The organism is Emergencia timonensis (assembly GCF_900086585.1).
Lineage (GTDB): Bacteria > Bacillota > Clostridia > Peptostreptococcales > Anaerovoracaceae > Senimuribacter > Senimuribacter timonensis.
Map to the genome: position 1 here is coordinate 1,893,918 of NZ_FLKM01000008.1, position 24,430 is coordinate 1,918,347.

The window sequence follows — 24,430 nt, forward strand, 5'->3', positions numbered from 1 at the left end:
GGAAGAACAATGGCATCATCACTTATCGAGCTAAGACATATTTCCAAGTCATTTGATGACACATTAGTATTGGACGATTTTAATCTGACTGTAAATCAGAATGAATTTATTACCCTGCTCGGACCTTCCGGCTGTGGAAAAACGACGACACTCCGAATTGTAGGAGGCTTTGAAACGCCGGATCAGGGACAGGTGTTTTTTGAGGGAAAGGACATTACAAATGTACCGCCCAATCAAAGACACCTGAATACGGTATTTCAGAAATACGCGCTGTTTCCCCATATGAATGTGGGCCAGAATATTGCCTTTGGCCTAAAAATCAGTGGAAAGAGTGATGAATATATCAGAGATAAAGTCAAGTACGCTTTGAAGCTGGTCAATCTGGACGGCTATGAAAAGCGAAAAATCGACGCTTTGTCCGGCGGACAGCAGCAGCGAATCGCTATGGCCAGAGCCATCGTCAACGAGCCGAAAGTCCTGCTCCTCGACGAACCGCTCGGCGCTTTGGACTTGAAGCTGAGACAGGACATGGAGTATGAGCTGATCAGATTAAAAAACGAGCTGGGAATCACCTTTATCTACGTCACCCACGACCAGGAAGAGGCTTTGACCATGAGCGACAAGGTGGTGGTCATGAACGGCGGCTATATTCAGCAGATGGGCACCCCGGAAGAAATCTACAACGAGCCGGAAAACGCCTTTGTGGCAGACTTTATCGGCGACAGCAATATCATTGACGGCATCATGATGGAAGACCGAGTGGTCAAAATCTGTGATACCATTTTCCCTTGCATTGACGAAGGATTTGGTAGAAATAAGCCGGTTGACGTGGTCATCAGACCAGAGGACTTAATCATCGGACAGCCGGGAGAAGGCAGGCTGGATGGAGAGATAACCCACAACGTCTTTATCGGGGTCCACTATGAGATGGAGATTGAAGCGGGAGGATTCCTCTGGCTGGCACAGAACACCAAGAGTTATCCGGTGGGAACCAAGGTCAGCTTAGACGTGATTCCGGAGAACATTCAGATCATGCATAAACCACAGTCCAAAGAGGAGGAGGCGATAGAAATCGATGTCTAAGAAACTGCTTTCGAGCCCTTTTCTGATTTGGATTGCCTGCGGCACTTTGATTCCGCTGGCAGTTATCGCCTATTATGGATTTACTGACCGCAGCGGAGCTTTTACTTGGAACAATGTCACTGCCATCTTTGGTGCAGAACACGCCAAAGCCCTGGGGCTGGCTCTCTTGTTGGCGCTGATCAGTACAGTAATCTGCTTCCTTTTGGCCTTTCCTCTGGCCATGATTTTAAAAAACAGCCGCATCGGGCAAAAGGGATTTATGATCTTTCTCTTTGTCCTGCCCATGTGGATGAACTTCCTGCTCAGGACCATGGCCTGGCAGGTCATATTAGAGAAAGAAGGCATACTCAACAGCCTGCTCACTTCTCTTCATCTGCCGCCGCTAGAGATTATCAACACGCCGGCAGCCATCGTCCTGGGCATGGTCTACGACTTTCTGCCCTTCATGGTACTGCCGATTTTCAATACACTGATGAAGATTGACGACAATATCATCGAAGCGGCTTACGACCTGGGAGCGACAAAGAAGCGGGTTCTCTTCGACATCCTGCTGCCTCTCAGCATACCGGGCATCGCCAGCGGCGTGACCATGGTATTCGTGCCGTCCCTGACCACCTTTGTCATCTCCAATATGCTTGGCGGAGGGAAAATCAACCTGATCGGAAATATCATCGAACAGGAGTTTACTACCAGTTCCAATTGGAACTTGGGGTCGGGACTATCCCTGATTATGATGATCTTTATCGTCATCAGCATGGCGGCTCTGGGCAAACTGGATAAAGAAGGGGAGGGGACGCTGATATGAAAAAACTTGGAAAACGGATCTACCTCATCCTCATCATATTGTTTCTGTACCTGCCCATCCTGACGTTGATGGTATTTTCTTTCAACAACAGTAAATCCATGTCCATCTGGACCGGATTTTCACTGAAATGGTACAAGGAAATGCTGGGCAACAGCATGATTATGGAAGCCATATGGAACACCTTTACCATCGCTTTGGCGGCCGCTGCCATTGCGACGATCATCGGAACTCTGGCCTGTATCGGCATCATGGCCATGAAGAAGCGTTCCGAAACTGTGATTATGGGATTGAATAATATACCACTGCTCAATGCGGATATCGTAACGGGTATCTCTCTGATGATGACATTCCTGGTCTTTGGCATTTCGCTGAACTGGGGAACGGTACTGCTTTCTCACATCACTTTCTGTATTCCCTATGTGATATTGTCTGTCATGCCTAAGTTCAAACAGCTGGCCGGCAACACTTACGAGGCAGCTTTGGATTTGGGAGCTACGCCGCTCTATGCTTTTTATAAGGTGGTACTGCCTGATATCAGACCAGGTATCGTTTCCGGCTTTCTGCTGGCCTTTACCATGTCCGTAGACGACTTTGTCATCACCCACTTTACAAGAGGTGCGGGCATCAACACCATCTCCACTTTGATTTACAGTCAGGTGAAGGTAGGCATCAGGCCCACTCTCTTCGCTCTGTCTACGCTGATCTTTGTGACCGTCTTGGTTATCTTGGTGACTTCCAACGTCGCTTCGACCAAAGAAGACGGCAAGAGCAAGAAGCGGATTATGGCGGTGCTCACTACCTTGGTGGTGTTCATTTTGGGAGGAACCCTGTTCCTCAGCGGTGTTTCAGGCGGCAGCGGCGGCAAAGAAGTGCACGTCTACTGCTTCGGTGACTACATCGATCCGACTCTGATTAAGGAATTTGAAAAAGAAACTGGCATCAAAGTGGTCATGGACACCTTTGACACCAATGAGGAAATGTATCCAGTCATCAAAAACGGTTCGGTCAACTACGACGTGATCTGTGCATCAGATTATATGATCGACAAAATGACTGGTGAGAATCTGCTGGCGGAAATCGATTATTCGTCCATACCGAATATCGCCAATCTGGACCAGAAGTACCTGAAGGTTGCTGAAAACTTTGATCCGGGCAATAAATACTCCGTTCCCCATACCTGGGGAACTCTGGGGATTCTGTACGATATCAATAAGATACCAGAGGGTTCTATTACTTCATGGAATGACCTCTGGAATCCGAAATACAAGGGGAAAATCGTCATGCCTGACAGCATGAGAGATACGTTAGCCATCGCCTTAAAAGCCAAGGGTTATTCCCTTAACACTACAGATGAGAAACAGATTGCAGAGGCGTCCAGATATCTCACAGAGCAAAAACCACTGGTGTACAAATATGCCAACGATTCAGCCAGAGATATTATCTTAGGCGGTTCTGCCGATATCGCTGTCATCTGGAACGGCGAAGTGCTCTACTGTCAAGAGGAGAATCCTGACTTGGCCTACGTGGTGCCGAAGGAAGGCAGTGAAGACTTTACGGATTCCTGGGCGATTCCGACATCTGCGAAAAACAAGGAAAATGCGGAGAAGTGGATCAACTTCATGTTGGATAAAGACGTAGCCATGACCAATTTTGACTATTTGACTTATTCCATTCCAAACATCAGCGTGATTGACAGCGTCAGAGATGATGCAGCTAAGATGGGAGTCCTTTTCCCTGAGGATTCCGTGTTAGAGAAATGTGAAGCATTGAAGAATTTGGGCCCGGCTGCAGACGACCTATATACGAAGTACTGGAAAAAATTTAAGAGTTAATTGAAAAAGGACTGCCTGCCGGCAGTCCTTTGTAATTGATCATGAAACCATGTAATCGTCTTGACACTTGTAATGCCTGCAGTTAGCAAAACCCCTGTGGTTCAGTCGGACTCTAATAGTAAATAGCCCTTGATAATGCTGTATGTTTCAGCTTTCAGCTTATCATAATTGACCGTATTGTGGTTATTGAATGCTTTTTCCTGGGCTAAGGCTTCAATCAAAATATAGACAAGATAATACTTTTCGGATAAGTTATCTGTTCTAATATTATGTGCCGTTAATGCTTCAACAACCGCAATCATAAAGGTATCTTCAAAGTGGCTAAACTTTTCCATGATTTCCTTATCCTCTAATTGCATGTTTGCCAATTCAATTAGAGCAGTATAGGAGCCTTGATAGATTTCAGCTAAGACATCAACACATCTATCCAAAAATAAATCAATATTGAATGGCTCGGTCAAGTTATTAAGCGATTGCAGAAGCATATTAAAATACTCGCCCTCAAGAAAGTCTTTAAAAGCAGCAATAAAAATATCCTTTTTGTTCTTGAAATAGCTATATAGGGCACCAGTTGAAATACCAGCTCTGTGGCAGATATGTGTTGTAGTGGTGGCATAATAACCCTGTTCGCAAAATAATTCAAAACCTGCTTTGATAATCTTGTTCTTTTTCTCTATTGATCGTGTTTGTTGAGGATTCCTTACATCTGGCATGAGGCAAATCACCACCTTTCAAAAATATTATACTACATAGGAAAGTCAGCAGCAATAAAAATAAGAATAATAATTCGTATTTGTTGACGAGCTGTCGTAGAACGTGTATAATGAGAATATGAATAATAATTCGCATTAGGAGGCGCTGAAACGATATGATAAACCTTAGACACATGAACCTTGACGACTTAACCGTATTTAAAAAATGGTTATACACTCCACACGTTGCAAAGTGGTATCATGATCCGCAGGATTGGATAAATGAAGTTGAAAAACAAGATAGCGATTTCAACTGGATTTATCATTTCATTGTAGAAAACGATGGAACCCCCATCGGTTTTTGCCAATACTACGCCTGCAAAGACAGCGATGAACTTTGGGAGGGCTATACGGCATTAGGTGGATCGTATAGTATTGACTATATGATTGGAGAAACAGATTATCTCCGTAAAGGCTTTGGCAAAAAAATTGTAGCGGACTTAACGAACAGGATCATGCTTCACAATGACGCCAAAAGAATCGTCGTACAGCCTGAGCCGGAAAACAAAGCCTCTTGTGGTCTATTGTTGTCTTGTGGTTTTGCACTTGATACAGAAAAGGAGGTTTATGTGAAACCTTTGATATAATACTCCCTGTGTTAAAGCCCGAAATTCAGTATAACTAAATACATAAACTCTACCCGCCGCGCTAGGGGAAAAAGAAAAAACTATTGTTAGACGGGGGTATAGACATACCATGAAGCGTGATATTGTGGAACGGCGGTTTTGAGAAAATCAAAGCCGCCGTTCTCTGTATCTCGGAGGGATTATTCCAATCTGATAAAAACTTCCTCTACATTGCGCTTAAACCCCAGATAAGTCGCAATAAAGTAAAGCAGATAGATCCCCATAAACACCAGAGCGGATATGGTGAAGTAAGAGAGGCTGCTTGCGGCAGCGCCAGTATAGAAGGTAAAACGTTCTCCTGCAAAAATGCCGATGAATGCGCTGAGAAACAGGGATACAGCCATAGGTACCAAGTAATACAGTGACAGCTGTCTGCGCACGATTTTTGTCAGGCCTTTATCACTTACGCCCATTTTCCGCAATACGTCATAACGGTAACGGTAGCGGCTGGAGTCCGATAGCTGCTGTACGGCCAGGATGGTCAAAGCCACACAGACGAAGATCAGCGCGATGTAAGCCAGGGGAAAGGTGATGGCAGAAACCATGGAGAGCATATTTGCAGTAATATTGTCCTTTACGGCTACATTGTACCTGCCCAAAGTCATGATCTGATCAGAACCGTTCGGCTGATCTTCCATATTCTTTGTCTGCTCCAAAGCTCGTTTCTCCTCGGGCGTGGCTTTGCGGTTCTCCAGTTCTGTTTCCAGCTTCTCTGCGTCCATCTCCGTCAGCAGACCTCTCTGGTGATAATAAAAGGCTTCCAGCTTATCCTGCAGATCTTCCTGTGGCGGATCGACAAGGTCTGCCGCTGCTACAGCATAATAGGGGGTCAGATTCCTGCAGATACGATCGGCAACAACGATGACATAGTCAGCGCCGTTTATGCCGTTGAGGCTGAAGGCTTCTGTGTAGGCGCCTGTAAAGGAAAGCTTCTCACCGCTGACAGAGAGCTTTCTGTGAAGAAAATCGTCGGCTATATTACCGAGTACTCTTTGCTTAATATGGAGCAGATATTCACTGTTTTTCATGGACACCGGTTCATAGCCAAGCATCTTTCGCAGGGCATTATAGTCGCTGAGAGACATGTAGGTGTCGTAGTCGTAATAGTTATAGGTGTCAGCTTCGATGGCCTTTCTGTCAGGCTTGCCGTTTTCATCTGTATAAGAACTGCCCAAATTGGCAACGTGGGTATACAGATAATCGTTCATCTGACGGCCGCTGTCGTGATAAATTTCATAGATGCGCAGGTTTTTCGTCTTGACCCCTTCCTTTTTCAAGAAATCCAGTTCCGCATTGAAGCGGTCTTCTGGGGCTTTGCTGGTCATCATCAGGTCAAAGGGGATGGCGCTGTTGATCGCTTCCTTTTGATATCCTGCAAACATCATGGCGACTGTGCCGCCCAGGAGTGCCACGGTGAATAGAATCGTCAAGGTACCCATGGTAAAACGCATCGTGCGGATCTTAGACGAGAGCTGGCGGAGCAGGAACAGCCCGTCACTGCGGTATACCAGCCTGCCGCCGCGGCGAATATAGCAAACCAGCCAGGCCGCAAGTCCATGGTAAAAGAGGTAGATTGCCGCGATGAATAAAACGCTGGTCAGGATGACCCCGGCGGTGTTGTAGTCTGCCCAGTACATCAGGTAAAAGAAAAAGATGAAATAGCAAAGAGAGGCGGGGAAGAGAATCTGTTTCCACTTTTCCCTGCCGGTTTCCACAGCTTCACTTTCCTTTTCCATATCTATAAAATCCGCAATGGTCATTTTCTTAAATATCTTACGATTATGCCTCAGTGCCAGGAGAAAGCAGAGAGCGAAGCAGCCTGCCGTCATCAGAAGGCACCAGTGGAAATCTCCCATCTGAATGTGGTAGTCCTGGCTGAACAGGTGATAAAAGATGGTCATAATGACCTGTTTGAGCGCCACTCCAGCCAGAACGCCGAAGAATAGAGCGATGGCGCCCAGAATCATGTTTTCACGCATGTAGAGCCTGGACACGGTTTTTTTCTTCATCCCCAGCAGAAGATAGGTCCCGAATTCCCGGCTCCGTTTTTCCAGCATAAAATGAACCATATAATTGATCAGCCAGGCGACGATGAGCACGATGAAGAAGGTTACGAAACCGATCATCACCGCCATGACCATGGCGGTTTCCCACATATTTTGGACGATATCTGTAAAAATCAGGGAATCAAAGGCAAACATGAAAGCGACAATGCCGGCCATGGTGAGCATGTAGATCAGATAATCTTTCATGGAACGTTTGGCATTGCGCAGGGACAGTTTAAAGAGCATGGCTGCTGTCACCTCCTGTCAGAGCGAGAACATCCAGAATCTGATTGAGAAACTCTCGCCTGTTCTTTTCCCCGCGAATCAATTCGTGAAAGATTTTCCCATCTTTCAGAAAGAGGATGCGGCTGCAGTAACTGGCGGAAAATGCGTCGTGTGTGACCATGAGAATGGTGGCGGAAAGTTCCTGATTCATTTTGCAGAAAGTTTCCAGCAGCATGCCGGCAGAGCGAGAATCGAGAGCGCCTGTCGGTTCGTCTGCTAAAATCAGTTTGGGTCTGTTGACCAGGGCTCTGGCGCAGGCGCAGCGCTGTTTTTGACCGCCGGAAATCTGATCGGGAAATTTATGACCGATTTCCGAGATGCCCAGCCGCTCCATGATTTCGGCTGTAGCAGACTGTATTACGCTCTTCTTCTTATTTTGCAGAGTCTGTGCCAGTTGGATATTTTCCTCGACGGTCAAGGTATCCAGCAGATTATAGCTTTGAAATACGAATCCCAGGTTTTCTTTGCGGAACTGAGCAACCGCTTCTTCAGAAAGCTGAGTAATGTCCAAATCATCGAAATAGATGTGGCCGCTGGTCACATGGTCGATGGTAGCCATTAAATTCAGCAGGGTGGACTTACCAGAGCCGGACGCCCCCATGATGCCGATAAATTCCCCCTGGGTTACCTGAAAGCTGACGCGGTCAATGGCCTTGACCACATTGCTTCCGGTACCGTAATATTTTTCTACGTCGCAAATACGTATCAGTTCATTCATATTGATTCTTCCTTTCTGTTCGATGTACTTTCAGTGTACAGAACAAAAGGTCTTCCTTGTATGGGTTTCCCTTACAGAAATCTTACAGTTTTGAAAGATTTCTATATCTTTTGAAAATCGGAGTCGGGGAAGGTGAACAGTATGCGGGTAAACTGGCCTTCCACAGATTCGCAGGAGAGGCCAATGCCCAGTTTGTCACAGAGCCGTTTACAGAGATAGAGACCGATGCCGGTGGATTTTGCTCCCGTCCTGCCGTTCTTTCCGGTAAAGCCTTTGTCAAAGATACGACCTAAATCCTCTGCTGGTATCCCCAGTCCATTATCCTCCACGATCAATGTCAGCTTCTGCTTGCCTCTCTGCACATAAATCCGCACCAGCGCCCCTTCTTTCCGACAATACTTGATAGAGTTGGCGAAGACTTGGCCGAGAAGAAATACGACCCACTTTTCATCTGTGGAGACGATGACAGGAGGTTCTTCCGGCAGAGCAAAGTCGATCTGCATGGCGCTTTGGATGAAGTAAGCTTTGTTTTCTGCGATAGCAGTGAGAACGGTTTTCCTCAGGTTCACAGGATGAATCAGATAGTCCTGATAGGCGTGTTCCATGCGGGCATAGAAAAGAACCTGATCTACTTTTTTTTCGATTTTCCCCAGCTCCATCAGCAGTTTTCTATCTTCCTGGCAGGGCTGGTTTTCGCAGAGAAGTCTGGCAGCAGTCAGGGGCAGTTTGACTTCGTGTATCCATTGTTCGATGTACTCTTTGTAATCTCGCTGGCAGTCCTCCAATGCATGAATCTTTTCGATGACGGATCGGTTGGAACTGCGGATGATCTCACGATAGAGCCGGTCCGTCAGGCGAGGCGAGGCTTCCATCACTTCTGAGATGAGGTAACTTTGGTCCAGCTCCGCCAGCAACGTAAAAAGATGACAAAAATGCTTACGGCTGCGATAGAAATCTGCCGCCAGCCAAATCGTTAAAATCAGGAACCAGAAGATGCATATGATCAAAATATCACCTGTACGGACGGCAGACAGTCTCAGAAACAGGGACAGAAAAAACAGTCCTGCCGCATTGACCAGCAGGACCGATCCCTTATCTTTTAAGTAATCGTGCAGTTTCATAATTTGCCTCCTAATGCAGGTAGTCGTAATCTCAGGGAATCAGATAACCCATACCTCGTTTTGTGACGATAAAATCTGTCACTCCCAGTTGGGCCAGACGGCTGCGTATACGAGTCATATTGACACTCAAGGTGTTGTCGTCAATAAAGACTTGATGATCCCACAGATAGTCGATCAACTGAACTCTGGAAACGATTTCACCTTGATGGCGAAAGAGAAAACCGAGAATCTTCCACTCGTTTTTCGTCAGTTCTGCTTGTTTACCCTGATAAGAAATCACGGCAGAAGCAAGGTTCAAGGTTACTCCGTGTATGGTCAAGCGCTGTACATTCTCTTCTGGCAGCATTGTCCGCTTCAGAACCGCGCCGATTCTCGCTAATAGAATAGGCGGCTGGTAAGGTTTTGCGATATAATCGTCGCCGCCTTGGAGGATGCAGTTCAGCTCGTCCATCGACGTATTGCCGGCAGTGACGAAAATCACGGGAACCTGAGAACTAAGGCGCAGTCTGGCACAGACAGAAAGACCGCTTTCAGCGGGAAGGCTGACATCCAGCAGAACCAGGTCGGGCGCCGAAGAGAGAATCTGCTTTGTCACATCAGAGAAATCGCAGACTTCCTGAACATCATAATTTGCATTGCGCAATAGGAGCGCCAACTCCCTGCGTATGGTCTCATCATCTTCTACAATCAAAATCCTTGCCATGTATCTCCTCCATCGGGTTTCATATATCTCTATTATAGTTCCTGAAACGGATTCAATCAAGTCAGGTCTGTAATGGAATATGACAGAATCAGACAAAAAATTCTTGAATCGTCGCTGCTTTAATGATAGAATAATTTATAACTTTATCTTATGAAAGGACGAATTAAGTATGAAAAAGAAAAAACAACTAAAAGAAGGGGAAGCAAGGCAGGCGGTCAACCCTCTGATCATCCTGTCTGTTATTCTTCTGGTAGCTGCGGTCTGTACATATCTCATCCCTGCAGGGGAATTTCAAAGAGAAGTGATAGAGGGCAGTGATTACGCCAAAATTGACGTCAACTCCTTCGAATTTAAAGAAGGCGCGCCAATCGGAATTTTTGATATTTTTCAATCATTTACACTGGGATTGCAGAGTGCAGGCTCTGTTATCTTCTTCCTGTTGATCATCGGCGGTACTTTCCAGATTGTAGAGAAGACAGGTGCGTTGCACGCAGGTCTTTCAAATCTGGTGAGAGTGCTCAAAGGCAAAGAGCTGGTCATGATTCCAGCCTGCGTCTTTATCTTTGGACTAGTATCCGCATTTGCAGCGTGCTCCGAGGAGTACCTAGCATTTATCCCGCTGATGTACATCGTTTGTATTGCAGCCGGTTTTGACTCGCTCACTGCAGTCGCCCTGCTGATGGTTTCCAGTGCGATCGGTTATGCCGGTGGTATGACCAACGCATTTACAGTAGGGATCGCCCAGGAGATATCAGAGCTGCCGCTCTTCTCCGGTATGGGATACAGATTTGTAGTCTTTGGGGTCATGGCGGTCATCACTTCTCTCTACCTTATGAGACATGCGCACAAGATCAAAAAGCATCCTGAGCTCAATACCATGAGAGAAACAGACCTGATGTATGCTGAAAAATTGGATGTAGAAGAAGTAGAACCGATGACCGCAAGACAGAAGCTGTCGCTGCTCATCTTCGGACTGGGTTTTGTCGTCGTCGCATTCTGCGTTATCAAGCTGGGTTTCTATATCGACGAAATGTCAGCCATTTTCCTGATCGTGGGCATTCTGGTCGTCATTGTCAGCGGAATGAGTGTCAACGAAGCCGCAGATAATTTCGTGGAAGGCTGCAGAAACATGCTCTGGGCAGGCTTGATTATCGGTATGTGCAAAGCGGTAACCAATATTCTCAGCGATGCTGGAATCATGGATACGCTGATTTACTATGCTGGAACATTATTAGAAGGACTGAGTGCAAAAGTCAGCGCCTGCGGCATGTTTGTACTGCAGGATCTGCTGAATATTTTGATTCCGTCAGGTTCTGGACAAGCAGCCATCACCATGCCGTTTATGGCGCCGCTTTCTGACATTCTGGGAGTCTCCAGACAGACAGCGGTACTGGCATTCCAGATGGGTGATGCCTTTACCAACGTTGTTACGCCGACAAGCGGAGAGCTGATGGCAGCCCTTGCAATCTGTCACGTACCGTATAAGAAGTGGTTCAAATTCTTAGCGCCGTTATGGGGTCTGTGGGCAGTCGCAGCGTGTGTATTGCTGGTTATCGCAGTATCCATCGGATACTAAGGAAACGAAGGTGAATGTCATGTTAAATTTAGAGCCAAAACGAGTGTTTCATTTTTTCCAGGAAATTGACAAGATTCCAAGAAACTCTGGCGATGAGAAAGCAGTCAGTGACTTTATTCTGTCCTGGGCCAGGGAGTTGGGCTTTGACGTCGTTCAGGATGAATACTATAATCTGGTCATCAAAAAGGGACCGTCTGCAGGTTATGAGACATCAAAACCTGTCATCATTCAGGCCCATTTGGATATGGTCTGCGAAAAGACGCCAGAGAGCAGTCACGATTTTACTAAAGACCCTATCACTCTGCGAGCGGATGGGGACTGGGTTTCCTCTGACTGCGGAACATCTCTGGGAGCGGATAATGGAATCGGTGTAGCCTATGCTATGGCAATCCTGGAAGACGATCAGCTTGCGCATCCGCCTCTGGAAGTGATTTTCACCGTCTGCGAAGAATCCACCTTTGATGGGGCGGCTAATATTTCCACTGATCTGTATGAGGGAAAACGCATCATCAATTTAGACCACTCGGTGGATAACCAGGTGCTGGCAGGCAGCTGCGGCGGCAGCGGCATCAACTTTGAACTGCCACTACAGTGGGAAAAGGCTCCGGCAGACGGACGATTTTATAAGCTGTATGTAGAAGGTATGGAAGGCGGCCACTCGGGGGAAGACATTCACAGAGGCCGCGGCAGCGCCATTGAGCTGTTGATCAGGCTGATTCGGGATGAAGAGATTCATCTCTGTTCCGTGAAGGCTGGCTCTTACAGACTGGCCATTCCGAGAGACGGTTGCTGTACCGTCATGGTAAAGGACGGTCAGGAAGCCTATCTGGAGCAGCATGTTGCAGAAATGAGAGAAGTCTTCCGAAAAGAATACTTCGCAGCGGCGCCAGAACTGAACGTCCGCCTGGAAAAAGCAGAGGCAGAAGATATTTTGGCTGCTGCGGACAAGAAAAAAGTCGTGCAGATCATCGACTTGTTTCCAAATGGCATCGCTAAGATGAACGGTGCGATTCCGGGCGTGGTGGAAAGCTCCAACAACGTGGGCACCATAGACCTTTGTGACGGAAGACTTTTCCTTACGGCAGAAACAAGAGCCGCCTATATGACGACGGTACAGGATATTTTGGACAAGGTGGACAGTCTGGCGGCCATCTTTGGCGCTGAAGTGACGTATTTCGGAGGCTATGTGCCTTGGGAGTACAGACCGGACTCGGCGCTGAGATTAAAAGCGCAGGAAGTTTACCAGCAGATGTTCGGCGAGGAGATGCATTCTCTTGTCGTTCATGCGGGTATTGAATGCGCCATGTTTATAGAAAAGGACCCGGAGATGGATGCCATTGCCGTCGGACCTAACTGCGAGTATTTCCATTCGCCAGGCGAGCGAATGAGTATCAAATCCACGCAGAAGATGTATCAGTTTGTCACAGAACTTCTCAAGAATTTGAAATAGTGTTTAAAGGCGCAGGATCTTTTGAGATTCGCGCCTTTTTCGCGCCGTTCAATTTGACATTTGCCGATAAAAAAAGTACAATATTTAGTTAGTAATACACATGGCACAATACAAGTCGAAAGGGCAAGGGATGAGACAGAACGTAAAGTGACGTTTTGTCGACAGCCTTCGCAATAAGAAGGAATTTGCCGTTGATGGGGGAGAAGTTCGGTCTTCCCTTAATAAGGTCAATTTAGCCTGTTTATAGGAAGTTTTCAGCGGCGGTGACGAAATGTCCATCGAACTGAAAAAAATCCTTTGACAGGTTTCTGAGGGCTCACGGAGCGTTTGTGGTATTGAAGCCCGGCGTAAAACCGACAGACGAAACGCTGGCGGCCATCTTAACATATTGTGTGAAGCATATTGCGAAGTACGCGATTCACAAGAAGCTGGAATTTAGAACGGTGCTGCCAAAGGCCCTCGTCGGCAAAGTCGCCTACAGGGAACTGGAAGAAGAGATGAAAAAGAAAGGCGCTTAGCTTTAAGGGTGAACCCATATGGGAAAGATAGAAAGAATTTTCGAGAGAATAGAAAACAATAACCTGATTAATGTCATCAGGAACGGTTTCGTGGCGGCGATTCCGTTTCTTTTGATGGGCGCCTTCAGTCTGCTGATTACTTCATTTCCTATTACGCCTTATCAGGATTTTATCACAGAAATTTGGGACGGAAAAGTCTATGCTTTTTTCGATTCCATCTACAATTACACAATTTGTGCCTTATCTTTGATTCTGCTGATTTCAATCAGCTATTCCTATGCTAAATATTACAATTCAAGAGAACCTTTTGTATGTCCGATTATCTCGGTAATTTCCTACGTGGTGTTTGTCGGTATGAATGTGGAGCCGGAAGACCTGGATATCAGCATATTCAGCCAGATGTGGACGCTTACTGCCGTCGTAATCGCGCTTCTCTCTTCGGCCTTGTTTAATCAGCTCCTGGACAAAGTGTATAAGCGCCATGGCAAAAACATTTATCGCAGCAGCAAGGGTTCCACCAAGTTCGTATATCTGATTACGCCTTCTGTCATAACCATAGGGCTTTTCGGCCTTGCCAGTTTAGTGCTGGAAGGTGTCTTTGGCACCGTCTATTCACAAAATGTATTTTCAGCCATCTCCATGGAGATCTTTGCTAATTTAGGGCGAAATTTGGGCAGCTCCATGCTTTTCGTCTTCTTGATTCATTTTATGTGGATCTTTGGCGTCCACGGAAGCAATGCGCTGGACGACGTGGCGACCACTCTTTTTGCCGATCAAACAGGAGCAGTGTTTTCCAAGACCTTTTTTGATACTTTTGTAATGATGGGAGGCTGCGGTGCGACGATTTGTCTTCTGATTGCAATTCTTCTTTATATGAAGAATAAAGGGAAACGCCGTCTGGCAAAGCTGAGCTTTTTGCCGGTCATTATCAATGTAAATGAAACCTTGATTTTCGGACTGCCTGTCATCTTCAATCCTATACTCCTGGTTCCCTTTGTGCTGACACCGGTAGTGATGCTGCTTACTTCTACGGCGGCAGTTGCTCTGGGTTTTGTGCCGATTGTAAGTGATTCCGTCAATTGGACGACACCTGTGATACTCAGCGGTTATCTGACTACAGGCTCCATCGCCGGCAGTTTGCTGCAGATTTTCAATATCTGTGTCGGCGTTGTGCTCTACATGCCTTTTGTGAAGGTACTAGAGAAGCCTTATACAGGTGTGGTGAAAGAAAATATAGATGTGCTTACCGATTATGTAAAAGAGATGGAGAGCATGGGTGTCATACCATCCCTGACAAAGGGGACGGAGCCGAAGAACAAAGCTGCCAGGCGGCTTTTGGAGGACATGCATACTGCCATTGAAGACGGGCAGCTGAAGCTGTTTTATCAGCCGCAGGTAGACGACAAAGGCCGTCTGATCGGGGTGGAGGGGCTGCTTCGCTGGAACCACCCGGCCTGCGGATATATCTATCCGCCGCTGCTGCTCTATCTGGCAGTAGAAGACGAATATCTCCATGAACTGGAGCTGATTGTGCTCAACTGCGCCTGCAAAGATATCGGCTATCTGAGAGAACAGGGTTTAGACGGTCTCAAGGTCTCCATCAATATTTCGGCTATGCAGCTAGACAGTATGAAATTCTACGATGATGTGGAGAAAAATATCAGCAGATATGATTTGGGAAACTGCAAGCTGGCCTTTGAGATTACAGAACGAGTGGCTCTCTCTGGTACGGAAAGAGTGAGAAAAGGCCTGCAGCGCCTTGAGGCCAACGGCATCGGCGTTATCATGGATGATTTCGGCATGGGCTACAGTTCCATGACGTATCTGCAGAACAGCAGTTTTGACTACGTCAAGCTGGACGGCAGCTTGGTCAGGGAGATTTCTACGAATCCTCGTTCAAAGGAAATTGTCAAGACCATCTGTCAGTTATCGGAGAAATTAAACTTTGAAGTCATCGCAGAGTACGTAGAAACACAGGAACAGCGTGATTTGCTACTCAGCCTGGGCTGCCGCATTTATCAGGGTTACTTTTATGGAAAGGCCATGCCGTTAGAAGAATTGATTACCTGGAGCAAGAGCTATATATAAGACAAGGAAAAACGACTTAGTCCCATTTCGGACTAAGTCGTTTTTGTATTTACATTTATATTTACTTTGCAGTTCTGATTGCTTTCAGAGACCATTTGGTGTAATAGGTTTCTCCGTTGATTTCTCTGACGCCTCTGACTTTGTAATAGTAGCGGGTTCCCTTTACTAATGCTTTATTGTTCTTATAGGACCTTGCCGCACCTGTCTTAGATCTGTAGAAAGCTTCAGTGCCGTAACCGCTGTTTTTCTTTACGGAACGGAATACTTCAAAGTAGTCGACCTTATATCCGTATGATTTAGTCCAGAACACTCTGATATATCCTTTTCCTGCCTCAGAGCGCGCTTTCAGCGTGGTGTTTTGAACTCCATTGATGATGCCGCTGCTCGGATGCATATCATCTGTTCTCACTGTTACTTCGACGGTCTTCGTAGCTGCAGTATATTTATCTGTAGCAGCAACCTTGATGGTAATCGTCGCTGTTCCTTCAATTCCCTTCAGGGTCACATTGCCTTTTGCATCCACTGTAGCCACATCTGTGTTGCTGGAGCTGTAAGTTAGAACTCCGTCGCTGTTGGTCGAAGCATCAAGGTTAAAGGCTGCATCGTGAGTCGTCTTGTTGTATGCGTCTGCACCGGTGGTAATTGTTGCAGTGCTTGCTCCGTCAGGATTTACGGTAATTCTGACCTCTCTTGTAGCTGCCTTATAGTTCTTGGTCTCAGGACTTGTCACTGTGATGTAGACAATTCCTGTTCCGCCCTTTAATGAAATGGTGCCGTTTGAACTTACCGTTGCGATAGAAGTATCACTGGACTTATAGGTCAAAGTGGCATCGCTGTTACACTTGGTGTTCAGCTTGAAATCTGGCCGGCTTGGCGTTCTTGTGTAACCAATATAGCCAGTGAATTTAGGCGTCGCTTTGTTAATCTTAAAGGTCTTAGTAATGGTGCCGCTGTAGTTTCTCTTGCCTGTAATCTTAATTGAGGCAGTTCCTGCATTCCTGTTGTTTGAGTAGCTTACTGTATAGTCAACGTTCTTTTTCAGGGTGGTTCCTGCATGAGTTACTTTGACGGATGGCACCTTCAGCTTACCACTATAGGTGACATCTGCAACATCAGAAACAGTTGCGACGTCAGCAAGATTGGCTCTGCTGATAGTAAATGGTACGAGCTGCGTATTGGAATACTTGCCCTTGCCGGTCACCATGGCATAGGCTGTACCGGCAAGCACATTCTTTATGTAATTCACTTTGTAGTCTGTGCCTTGCGTCAAAGTTGTTCCGTTGTACTTGACGGTAACCTTCGGATACTTCTTGTTTTTGTTGTATTTAAAAGAAGTAGCGCCTAAAGAAACATCAGCTTTCTTTATTGAGGTTGTCCCAGATTTCGTCTTTTCTGCGGCATTGTCGTAATACCAGAAGTTACAGTCGACGTTACCTGTAATGCCATTTACCCTTCCACTAGAGGTATACTGCCAGTACTCATATGGGCGAGAGTAACTGATATCAGTAGAATACTGTGCAATCCAAACTTTATACTTATTTTCTATTAAACTCATATTGATTTTATAACCGCTTGGATTGAAACTTGGATCCATAATGTTCCGATAAGAATAAAACATCGGTTCATATCCAGCGTCATTAATTATTTTCAGAAAAGCCAATGCATTAGAAGTAGATTGAGATCTGCTTTTGTATAAACTGGCAATACGGCCCGCATATTCGAAATCATATACAATAGGAAGATCAAGATCTCGTCCATCTAAAAGATTTAAGACATATCTTGCTTCTTTCTGTGCCTCTGCAATTGTAGTGGCACAGGAATAATAATATACGCCGACCATGATACCTGCATCTTTGGCACCCTGAAAACTGGATTCGAAGTAACTGTCACTATTCATTGAGAATGGAGAACTGAGACCTGTGTAACCGATTCTAATGAGAACATAGTCTATTCCTTGACGTTTTACGTCGTGCCAATCGATGGTACCAGCCGCTCCTTGATAGTATGAGACATCAAGTCCATCTATGACGATGGTGTTATCAAACTGACTAGGATGAGTGTAGGTTTCCGAGTCCACTACGGCGTTGCTGCCGAAAGCAATGCTGCAGGTGATGAAAAGGGCTGCTAGAGTTGTAACGATTGTTAATATGATTCTTGTCTTTTTCATGTTTTCTCTCCCAACTAGTAATTGCACTTTTTCCTCTTACATATCCTATGTTAAAAAAAGGTGAAGATTTTGTCAACCTTACGATGACAAATTTCACATAGACTTCTTGAAACCTTCATAAAAGTAGTTTATCATCTAAATATTATTATTCTTTAAAAGGCAGAAAAGCTGCCGTGTCATTTTGAGCAATACATGAGCTCAGAATATGGATTGAAATTATGTTAGGATATGTGACAATAGAAAAAAATGAGTTGAAAGTGCGCGAATTCGATATGTATCAGGCGTATTATTGCGGAATCTGTAAGTCCATCGGCAGACGGTTCGGACAGCTTCCCAGAATGGTCCTGAGTTACGATTCTGTATTCCTCGCACTGGTTTTAGCAGGACTTTCAGAAGAAACAGACATCGTCCTGCAGGAACATTGTATCACTCACCATATTAAGAAAAAACCGGTAGTTTTTGGAAATGAGGCCTTGGATTATGCGGCGGATGTGATGGTCATTTTGGCTTATCATAAGTTTCTCGACGACTGGAAAGACGAGAGAAGCAAGATCGGTCTGGTCGGCAAAAGCGCTCTTGCGCGAGCCTATCGAAAATTACAGGCGATCCATCCGGCGGTCTGCCAAAAAACGGAAGAGTCTTTAGCTGCACTTTCTGCCCTGGAGCGGCAGCATTCCGGCAAGATGGACCTGACAGCGGGTACTTTTGCCGACATCATGGAGACGCTTTTTACCGGATATGATCCAGCCGCAGACTCCTCGCGCGTTTTGGGGCAGTTGGGACGCCAGTTAGGGAAATGGATTTATGCCATCGACGCATTGGACGACTATCAAAAAGATATTGAAGAAGAAAATTATAATCCTTTGATTTTTAGAGAAAATAAACTTGAGGGGATTGAGGATTTGCTATATAATTATCTTGCTGAGGTTGCAAATGCTTACGACCTCTTAGAAATCAAGAAAAACAAAGGCATCATAGATAATATTATATTTATGGGATTACGCGTACGCACAGATGTAATCCTAAGGGAAAGGATAGAATTGAATGAACAATCCGTATGAAGTATTAGGCGTAAAGCAAGGAGCTTCAGAAGCAGAAATTAAAGCAGCATATAAAGAGCTAGTTAAGAAGTATCATCCAGATAAATATCAAAATAATCCCCTGGCTGATTTGGCAGAGGAAAAACTTCAGGAAGTAAATGAGGCTTACGATGCGTTGATGAAGAACCGATCTTCACAAAGTGTTTATGGCGGGAGCACGCAGAGTTACAGCGGTCAGCGTTATGGCGGAGGCAGTACGGGCGACTATAACGCCATCAGACAGGCCCTTGACCGCAACGATCTTACTGGCGCAGAACAGATGCTGGTCAGCGCGCCGAATCGCGATGCGGAGTGGTTCTTCCTCAGCGGCGTCCTTTCTTACAAAAAAGGATGGTTGGACGACGCTATGAGCAACATCAGACAGGCGATAGATATGAATCCCAACAATGTTGAATATCAGCGGGTATACCAGCAGATGATGGCGGCCGGATCGATTTACAGAGGCAGATCTAATGCTCAGGGTTACGATCAAAACCGCAATAATGACTGCTGTTCGGATTGCTGCACCCTATATCTATGTTCAAGCTGTATCTCTCCTTGCTGGTAAAAAACAAGCAAAGGAGCTGCCAGCATTGACGAAAGAACGGCGCAAAGCATTGTTTTCTACGTGCTTTACGCCGTTTGGACTGATCCAGCCGGCCTTTAAGGGCAGTTCGCCTGGCTTAGTGCAACAGTTCCTTTTGATTAAATAATATGTATGTAACTCTCCAGTTCTTTTTCCATCTCTATCCGGTGATGCTTGGTATAGATACCAGGAATTCCGCCGGTATGAATCATGATGACGTTTTCTCCCGGTTTGATTTTTCCGGTTTTGGCCATATCCACGATGCCTGTGAAAGTTTTTCCCGTATAGCAGGGGTCCAGAATAATCGCTTCTTTTCTGCCCATGTAATACATCGCTTCGCGGACTTCTTTGACTGGATTATTGTAGGCGCCGAAGTGGTAGTCCTCAATCAAATCGAAATCTCTGGCCGAAATATCTAAGCTTAGACCGTAAAATTCTTTTACCTTCTCAAAGTATTTCTCTGCTTTGTTGACGATGCCCCCCTCGAAAGGTTCGATGCCGATTCCGGTGATATGCAGCGGCAGTTTTTCGTTTTTCGTTCCTACTTGCAGACCCATGTAGGTTCCCATGCTGCCCACTGTGGTGACGACTCTGACGTCGGTAAGACCCATCTGGGCTGTCTGCTCAGCCAGTTCAACCGCACAGTCATAGTAGCCTAAGATACCCAGTTCGTTGGAACCTCCCATCGGAATATAGTAGATTTTTTCTCCTTTTGCTTCCCATTCTTCTGTCACTTGCCTCACAGCTTTATGTAAAAGTTCATCTTCTGTATGCACGCCGTCTTCTGCTGCAAGATAAACGGGACAGCCCATAATACCGTCTAACAAAAGGTTGGCGGACAGTTCTCCTGGATATGCGCCTACTGCGACGATGGCGGCTTTCAGTCCGTATTTGGCTGCGACGGCGCCGGTCAGCCTGCCGTGGTTCGTCTGGGGACCACCTACTGTCAGCAGCATGGTAGCGCCTTTGTCCATAGCATCCTTTGCCAGATATTCCAGCTTACGAAGTTTATTGCCGCCTGTGCCGAAGTTGGTCAGATCGTCTCTTTTTAGAAAAAGATTGATGCCGAGGTCGTCGGAAATCCGGTTCATGCGGTCCAGACGGGTAGGCGTGTTTAAAAACGATAATTTATCATGTCCTAAAGTCATGTGTTTCACCTCCTGATTTATTTACATTTAGTATACCATAAATTTTCTCCGGCAAAAATGACAATAATAGAATTAACAACATGCAGGAGGCAGTTATGAAGAAAACAAATTTTTTTGAGGGGTGGTATTTTAAAGAGCAATGTAAGGAGCTCACCATCGCTTTTATTCCGGAAGTGTCTTACGATGAAAAGGGAAATCTATCGGGAAGCTTGCAGATTGTTCTGCCGGACCGTTCTTATTATTACACGTACAAAAACCCAATTAATATGAATCTGAATCGTACTATGTTTATCGTCATGGATAAAAACGTATTTACGGACGCTTGTATCCATATTGACATCGCAGAAAAGGACCTTCAAATCAAAGGCGATATCTATTTTGACAGAGAGGCAGGCAGAAAATTCAATGTCATGGGACCGCTGTCCATATTTCCGCTGCCGTGTAAACACGGAATTCTAGCCATGAAGCAGCAGTTGTCGGGCTCACTTGAAATAGATGGGGAGGTCTATGACTTTGATGGCGGCACAGGCTATTTGGAAACGGATTATGGAAAGTCATTTCCCAGAAGATATATGTGGAGTCAGTGCAACTGGTTTGGCAGAACAGACTGTCAAATTGCTGTTGCCGCAGCGACTATTCCTATGGGTCCTCTTAATATCATGGGTACTTTTGCCTGTATCAATTACAAGGGACAGAGATATAAGTTTGCCACATATAAGGGCGCTGAGGTAGAAAAAATAGGAGAAGAGGGTTTCAAGATTACCCAGGGACCCTATATCTTTGAAGGAAGAAGAAAAGGAGGGACGGCAGTCGAGCTGAAAAGTCCGGAAATGGGAAAAATGGCCTCCGCCACGCGGGAATACCTGGTCTGCAATGTGGAATACAGACTGAGAAAACGTGGGGAAGAACTGTTTCATGTAAAGAGCAGAAACGGATCATACGAATTTCTGTGATTGATAGTTGATAAAAGCAGGATAATGATGTAGGATAGTCCTATCGAAATACTAGAAGGAGACGAAACATGATAGGAGTCATCAGCGATACAGCAGCGATTTTGCTTGGAGGAACTATCGGCTTTCTGGCCAAAAAAATTATCCCGGCAAGTTGGAACGATATCATACTAAAGGGTCTGGGACTGTGCTCGATTTATATCGGCATTTCAGGTACTTTGGACGGAGATAACACCTTGATTCTAATTATGGCGATCGTCTTTGGCGCTATGATTGGAGAAGGCTTTCGAATTGAGCAGCGGTTTAACGGGTTTGCTGAAAGGGTGGAGCGGAAATTTGACAGCCGGGGAGGCAAGTCCAATTTTGCGCAAGGGTTCATTACCTCCAGCCTGATGATGTGTGTAGGCGCCCTCTCCATTGTAGGTTCCCTCAACGCCGGACTGAAAGGGGACAACACCCTGCTGTTTACGAAGACGGCAATGGACGGCGTAGGCGCTATGATGTTTGCAGCGTCTCTGGGTGTCGGCGTCATCTTTTCTTCTATCACGGTATTCATCTTTGAAGGAGCGATCGTAATGCTGGCTGGTGTCGTGGCGCCGGCTCTGACAGGCGATGTGATCAACATGATGACTTGCGTGGGCTCCTTGATTATTATCGCCATGGGGCTGAATCTGGTGGCAGATACGAAGCTGAAAATTATGAACTACATGCCGGCAGTATTTCTGCCTATCCCATTCTGCCCTCTGTACGACTGGATCTTAGGGTTAATGTAGAATGAAAAAGGCTGAAATCCATCATAGGGTTTCAGCCTTTCGTTATGTTCTTTCCAACGCTATAACTTCATACAGATGTCCCAGGCGCGCCAAATTACAGTACGCAGGTTGCCTACGCCATTGGCGTCTCCCACGAGATGGACGTGCTTAGCGGTTCCAGTCAGCGGCGCCGGTTTATAACCGACGGAGACGATGACTGTGTCACCCTTTAGATCAAAGACTTTTCCTTCTTTGTCTTTAACGGTTACGCCGTCTTCTTTGATTTCCACAAGGGTCGTGTTGAGATAGACCGGTGTCTTCTTGAAAGCTAGCATTTCCCGCAGGAAAGAGGAATTTGCAAGACATACGCCTTTGACGGCGATCAGATCGTTTTTCATCTCTACAATCTGCGGTTTCTTGCCTTTGAGGATTAGATCATAGGCGATTTCACAGCCGGTCAGTCCGCCGCCAACGATGATGACGTTATCGCCGACTTCTTTGCCAGAAAGATATTCCGTCGCCTCAATAGAGTATTCAATGCCCTTGATCGGCGGACGATTTGGGGCAGAACCTGTGGCGATGATGATTTCCTCGGCCTTGATTTCTTGGATATCTTTAATCTCTGTATTAAATCGAACCTCGATGGCATGCTTTGCGATTTCTCTTCTGTACCATTCGATCAGCGCCCGATCCCGTTCCTTGTATACCGGCGCTGCCGCTTGGATGAAAACGCCGCCCAGGCAGTCAGACTTTTCGTAAATGGTCACCTTGTGACCTCTTTCGGTCAGCACCAGAGCTGATTCCATGCCGCCGATGCCGCCGCCTATAATGGCGATGTGTTTTGGTGAAGACGTCTTTTCAAGCTTGTATTTCTTTGACTGCATCGTTCTAGGATTGAGGGCGCAGCGGGCCATATGAATGGCATCGGTAAGGTCCTGAATGTTTGGAGTGCCTTCATATCTAGCCATTGTAAAGCAGGCGTTGTGACAGTGAATACACGGTTTGATATCTTCTTCGCGGTCTTCTATCAGCTTGGTCACCCAGGCAGGATCGGTTAAGAATTGTCTGGCTACGCCTAATCCATCCAGTTTTCCCTCTTTGATTGCCTCCGCGCCGACGGCTGGTGACATTTTGCCTGCACAGACCACCGGAATATCTACGAATTCCTTGATATGGCTGACGTCAGCCAGGTTGCAGTTTTCCGGCATATATGCAGGCGGATGCGCCCAGTACCAGGCGTCATAGGTGCCGTTATCACAGTTGAGCATGTCATATCCGGCATCCTGCAGGAATTTTGCGGCCTTTTCCGACTCTTCAAGGTCACGGCCGACTTCTATGTAATCCGTTTCTCCTGGAACTGCGCCTTTGCGGAAGTCCTTAGTCTTTGAAATGACTGAATAACGCAGGGAGACAGGATAGTCCTCTCCGCATGTCTTTTTGATGGCCTGCACGATTTCTACAGGGAAACGATATCTGTTTTCAAAAGAACCGCCGTATTCGTCTGTTCTCTGGTTGGTGTACTTCATGGTGAATTGGTCCAAAGTATAACCTTCATGGACGGCATGGACTTCAATTCCGTCGACGCCGGCATCCATACAGAGTTTTGCTGTTTTGGCAAAGGCATCGACAATCTGGTGAATTTCCTCTTTGGTGAAAGGTCTGGAGTAAACACCGTCAGCCCAACGATTTGGCGTGGCTGACGCGCTGGCGCAGAGGTAATCCATATTAAAAATCGGTTTGCCCAGGGTTCCAAAGACTTTGTTTTTCATCATCTTGACCATCAAGTCGTTGACGGCCATGGAACGGCCCATACCGGCAGTCAGCTGTATGAAAAGTTTGGCGCCAGTCTTATGAAATTCATCCATGTATTCCTTTAGCTGTTTGAACTTCCCTTTGTTTTGATAGAGCCACTTGCCGCCCATGGTATCCCTGATGGGAGCGATACCGGGCAGAATGAGCCCTACATTGTTCTTTGCACGTTCCAGCAGAAAATTGGCTGCCTCTTTGTCAAAGTGATTGGGCTCCATCCATCCGAAAATAGAAGTGCCGCCCATGGAACACATGACGATCCTGTTCTTGATTTCCACATTGCCGATTTTCCACGGCGTAAATAATGGTTCATATTCTTGTTTCATACCTTCGCTCC

20 protein-coding genes are annotated in these 24,430 nt (G+C 46.1%); 12 read left to right on the plus strand and 8 right to left on the minus strand.

Annotated elements, in window-relative coordinates; translation table 11 throughout:
* The first annotated feature begins 9 nt into the window (after positions 1 to 9).
* Genes BN6539_RS10110 through BN6539_RS10120 form a run of 3 tightly spaced genes read left to right on the plus strand, consistent with a single transcriptional unit; the run spans position 10 to position 3,720 of the window.
* Positions 10 to 1,083, plus strand: a complete 1,074-nt coding sequence (locus tag BN6539_RS10110; protein ID WP_067537456.1) for an ABC transporter ATP-binding protein — start codon at positions 10 to 12, stop codon at positions 1,081 to 1,083.
* Positions 1,076 to 1,888 carry an ABC transporter permease gene (locus tag BN6539_RS10115; RefSeq protein WP_067537459.1) on the plus strand — a complete coding sequence of 271 codons (813 nt, stop codon included), beginning with the start codon at positions 1,076 to 1,078 and terminating at the stop codon, positions 1,886 to 1,888. The genes BN6539_RS10110 and BN6539_RS10115 overlap by 8 nt, the downstream gene beginning before the upstream one ends.
* The gene (locus BN6539_RS10120) at positions 1,885 to 3,720 is read left to right on the plus strand and encodes an extracellular solute-binding protein (RefSeq protein ID WP_067537463.1); all 1,836 of its coding nucleotides are present in this window, start codon (positions 1,885 to 1,887) and stop codon (positions 3,718 to 3,720) included. The genes BN6539_RS10115 and BN6539_RS10120 overlap by 4 nt, the downstream gene beginning before the upstream one ends.
* 101 nt (positions 3,721 to 3,821) lie before the next feature.
* On the opposite strand, the gene BN6539_RS10125 is transcribed toward BN6539_RS10120, so the two are convergent.
* The gene (locus BN6539_RS10125; protein WP_067537467.1) at positions 3,822 to 4,433 is read right to left on the minus strand and encodes a TetR/AcrR family transcriptional regulator; all 612 of its coding nucleotides are present in this window, start codon (positions 4,431 to 4,433) and stop codon (positions 3,822 to 3,824) included.
* A 155-nt stretch (positions 4,434 to 4,588) separates the two neighbouring features.
* Here BN6539_RS10125 and BN6539_RS10130 point away from each other — a divergent pair, with 155 nt between their 5' ends.
* Positions 4,589 to 5,059 carry a GNAT family N-acetyltransferase gene (locus BN6539_RS10130; RefSeq protein ID WP_067537471.1) on the plus strand — a complete coding sequence of 157 codons (471 nt, stop codon included), beginning with the start codon at positions 4,589 to 4,591 and terminating at the stop codon, positions 5,057 to 5,059.
* A gap of 179 nt (positions 5,060 to 5,238) precedes the next feature.
* Here the strand turns inward: BN6539_RS10130 and BN6539_RS10135 are convergent, their stop codons facing one another.
* The 4 genes from BN6539_RS10135 to BN6539_RS10150 form a co-directional block, all read right to left on the minus strand.
* On the minus strand, positions 5,239 to 7,389 hold the full coding sequence (locus BN6539_RS10135) for an ABC transporter permease (protein ID WP_067537475.1): 2,151 nt from the start codon (positions 7,387 to 7,389) through the stop codon (positions 5,239 to 5,241).
* Complete coding sequence (locus BN6539_RS10140; RefSeq protein WP_067537479.1) at positions 7,379 to 8,146, minus strand: ABC transporter ATP-binding protein; 768 nt, start codon at positions 8,144 to 8,146, stop codon at positions 7,379 to 7,381. The genes BN6539_RS10135 and BN6539_RS10140 overlap by 11 nt, the downstream gene beginning before the upstream one ends.
* Positions 8,147 to 8,247: 101 nt before the next feature.
* On the minus strand, positions 8,248 to 9,267 hold the full coding sequence (locus BN6539_RS10145) for a sensor histidine kinase (protein ID WP_067537483.1): 1,020 nt from the start codon (positions 9,265 to 9,267) through the stop codon (positions 8,248 to 8,250).
* 31 nt (positions 9,268 to 9,298) lie between these two features.
* Positions 9,299 to 9,970, minus strand: a complete 672-nt coding sequence (locus BN6539_RS10150; protein WP_067537486.1) for a response regulator transcription factor — start codon at positions 9,968 to 9,970, stop codon at positions 9,299 to 9,301.
* Positions 9,971 to 10,139: 169 nt separating this feature from the next.
* On the opposite strand from BN6539_RS10150, the gene BN6539_RS10155 reads away from it, so the two are divergent.
* From BN6539_RS10155 to BN6539_RS10170, 4 genes are all read left to right on the plus strand, one after another.
* Entirely contained in the window at positions 10,140 to 11,546 is a 1,407-nt protein-coding gene (locus BN6539_RS10155; RefSeq protein WP_067537489.1) for a YfcC family protein, read from the plus strand.
* Positions 11,547 to 11,565: 19 nt separating this feature from the next.
* On the plus strand, positions 11,566 to 12,996 hold the full coding sequence (gene pepD / locus BN6539_RS10160) for a beta-Ala-His dipeptidase (RefSeq protein WP_067537492.1): 1,431 nt from the start codon (positions 11,566 to 11,568) through the stop codon (positions 12,994 to 12,996).
* 329 nt (positions 12,997 to 13,325) lie between these two features.
* On the plus strand, positions 13,326 to 13,514 hold the full coding sequence (locus BN6539_RS10165) for a hypothetical protein (RefSeq protein WP_067537496.1): 189 nt from the start codon (positions 13,326 to 13,328) through the stop codon (positions 13,512 to 13,514).
* 18 nt (positions 13,515 to 13,532) lie between these two features.
* Positions 13,533 to 15,602, plus strand: coding sequence for an EAL domain-containing protein (locus tag BN6539_RS10170; protein WP_067537499.1), 2,070 nt, complete (start codon positions 13,533 to 13,535; stop codon positions 15,600 to 15,602).
* A 61-nt stretch (positions 15,603 to 15,663) separates the two neighbouring features.
* Here BN6539_RS10170 and BN6539_RS10175 read toward each other — a convergent pair whose 3' ends face one another.
* Complete coding sequence (locus BN6539_RS10175) at positions 15,664 to 17,769, minus strand: glycoside hydrolase family 25 protein (RefSeq protein ID WP_067537502.1); 2,106 nt, start codon at positions 17,767 to 17,769, stop codon at positions 15,664 to 15,666.
* A 218-nt stretch (positions 17,770 to 17,987) separates the two neighbouring features.
* Here BN6539_RS10175 and BN6539_RS10180 point away from each other — a divergent pair, with 218 nt between their 5' ends.
* Complete coding sequence (locus tag BN6539_RS10180) at positions 17,988 to 18,830, plus strand: DUF5685 family protein (RefSeq protein ID WP_067537506.1); 843 nt, start codon at positions 17,988 to 17,990, stop codon at positions 18,828 to 18,830.
* A complete protein-coding gene (locus tag BN6539_RS10185; protein WP_067537509.1) occupies positions 18,814 to 19,416 on the plus strand; it encodes a J domain-containing protein in 603 nt (200 codons plus the stop codon). The genes BN6539_RS10180 and BN6539_RS10185 overlap by 17 nt, the downstream gene beginning before the upstream one ends.
* A gap of 137 nt (positions 19,417 to 19,553) precedes the next feature.
* Here the strand turns inward: BN6539_RS10185 and BN6539_RS10190 are convergent, their stop codons facing one another.
* A complete protein-coding gene (locus tag BN6539_RS10190) occupies positions 19,554 to 20,582 on the minus strand; it encodes a 1-aminocyclopropane-1-carboxylate deaminase/D-cysteine desulfhydrase (protein ID WP_067537512.1) in 1,029 nt (342 codons plus the stop codon).
* 95 nt (positions 20,583 to 20,677) lie between these two features.
* On the opposite strand from BN6539_RS10190, the gene BN6539_RS10195 reads away from it, so the two are divergent.
* A complete protein-coding gene (locus tag BN6539_RS10195; RefSeq protein WP_067537515.1) occupies positions 20,678 to 21,535 on the plus strand; it encodes a tocopherol cyclase family protein in 858 nt (285 codons plus the stop codon).
* Positions 21,536 to 21,603: 68 nt separating this feature from the next.
* Positions 21,604 to 22,305 (plus strand): DUF554 domain-containing protein, encoded by a 702-nt coding sequence (locus tag BN6539_RS10200; RefSeq protein WP_067537518.1) that lies wholly within the window; start codon positions 21,604 to 21,606, stop codon positions 22,303 to 22,305.
* Between the two features lie 59 nt (positions 22,306 to 22,364).
* Here BN6539_RS10200 and BN6539_RS10205 read toward each other — a convergent pair whose 3' ends face one another.
* Positions 22,365 to 24,419, minus strand: coding sequence for an oxidoreductase (locus tag BN6539_RS10205; protein WP_067537522.1), 2,055 nt, complete (start codon positions 24,417 to 24,419; stop codon positions 22,365 to 22,367).
* Positions 24,420 to 24,430: the final 11 nt, after the last annotated feature.

What these genes read in the sequence shown, in the direction of transcription:
- BN6539_RS10150 (WP_067537486.1), bottom strand. Translation starts at nt 9,970, where the DNA reads ATGGCAAGGATTTTGATTGTAGAAGATGATGAGACCATACGCAGGGAG.
- BN6539_RS10190 (WP_067537512.1), bottom strand. Translation starts at nt 20,582, where the DNA reads ATGACTTTAGGACATGATAAATTATCGTTTTTAAACACGCCTACCCGT.
- BN6539_RS10155 (WP_067537489.1), top strand. Translation starts at nt 10,140, where the DNA reads ATGAAAAAGAAAAAACAACTAAAAGAAGGGGAAGCAAGGCAGGCGGTC.
- BN6539_RS10110 (WP_067537456.1), top strand. Translation starts at nt 10, where the DNA reads ATGGCATCATCACTTATCGAGCTAAGACATATTTCCAAGTCATTTGAT.
- BN6539_RS10205 (WP_067537522.1), bottom strand. Translation starts at nt 24,419, where the DNA reads ATGAAACAAGAATATGAACCATTATTTACGCCGTGGAAAATCGGCAAT.
- BN6539_RS10200 (WP_067537518.1), top strand. Translation starts at nt 21,604, where the DNA reads ATGATAGGAGTCATCAGCGATACAGCAGCGATTTTGCTTGGAGGAACT.
- BN6539_RS10175 (WP_067537502.1), bottom strand. Translation starts at nt 17,769, where the DNA reads ATGAAAAAGACAAGAATCATATTAACAATCGTTACAACTCTAGCAGCC.
- BN6539_RS10130 (WP_067537471.1), top strand. Translation starts at nt 4,589, where the DNA reads ATGATAAACCTTAGACACATGAACCTTGACGACTTAACCGTATTTAAA.
- BN6539_RS10140 (WP_067537479.1), bottom strand. Translation starts at nt 8,146, where the DNA reads ATGAATGAACTGATACGTATTTGCGACGTAGAAAAATATTACGGTACC.
- pepD (WP_067537492.1), top strand. Translation starts at nt 11,566, where the DNA reads ATGTTAAATTTAGAGCCAAAACGAGTGTTTCATTTTTTCCAGGAAATT.
- BN6539_RS10195 (WP_067537515.1), top strand. Translation starts at nt 20,678, where the DNA reads ATGAAGAAAACAAATTTTTTTGAGGGGTGGTATTTTAAAGAGCAATGT.
- BN6539_RS10135 (WP_067537475.1), bottom strand. Translation starts at nt 7,389, where the DNA reads ATGCTCTTTAAACTGTCCCTGCGCAATGCCAAACGTTCCATGAAAGAT.
- BN6539_RS10120 (WP_067537463.1), top strand. Translation starts at nt 1,885, where the DNA reads ATGAAAAAACTTGGAAAACGGATCTACCTCATCCTCATCATATTGTTT.
- BN6539_RS10180 (WP_067537506.1), top strand. Translation starts at nt 17,988, where the DNA reads ATGTTAGGATATGTGACAATAGAAAAAAATGAGTTGAAAGTGCGCGAA.
- BN6539_RS10145 (WP_067537483.1), bottom strand. Translation starts at nt 9,267, where the DNA reads ATGAAACTGCACGATTACTTAAAAGATAAGGGATCGGTCCTGCTGGTC.
- BN6539_RS10185 (WP_067537509.1), top strand. Translation starts at nt 18,814, where the DNA reads ATGAACAATCCGTATGAAGTATTAGGCGTAAAGCAAGGAGCTTCAGAA.
- BN6539_RS10170 (WP_067537499.1), top strand. Translation starts at nt 13,533, where the DNA reads ATGGGAAAGATAGAAAGAATTTTCGAGAGAATAGAAAACAATAACCTG.
- BN6539_RS10125 (WP_067537467.1), bottom strand. Translation starts at nt 4,433, where the DNA reads ATGCCAGATGTAAGGAATCCTCAACAAACACGATCAATAGAGAAAAAG.
- BN6539_RS10115 (WP_067537459.1), top strand. Translation starts at nt 1,076, where the DNA reads ATGTCTAAGAAACTGCTTTCGAGCCCTTTTCTGATTTGGATTGCCTGC.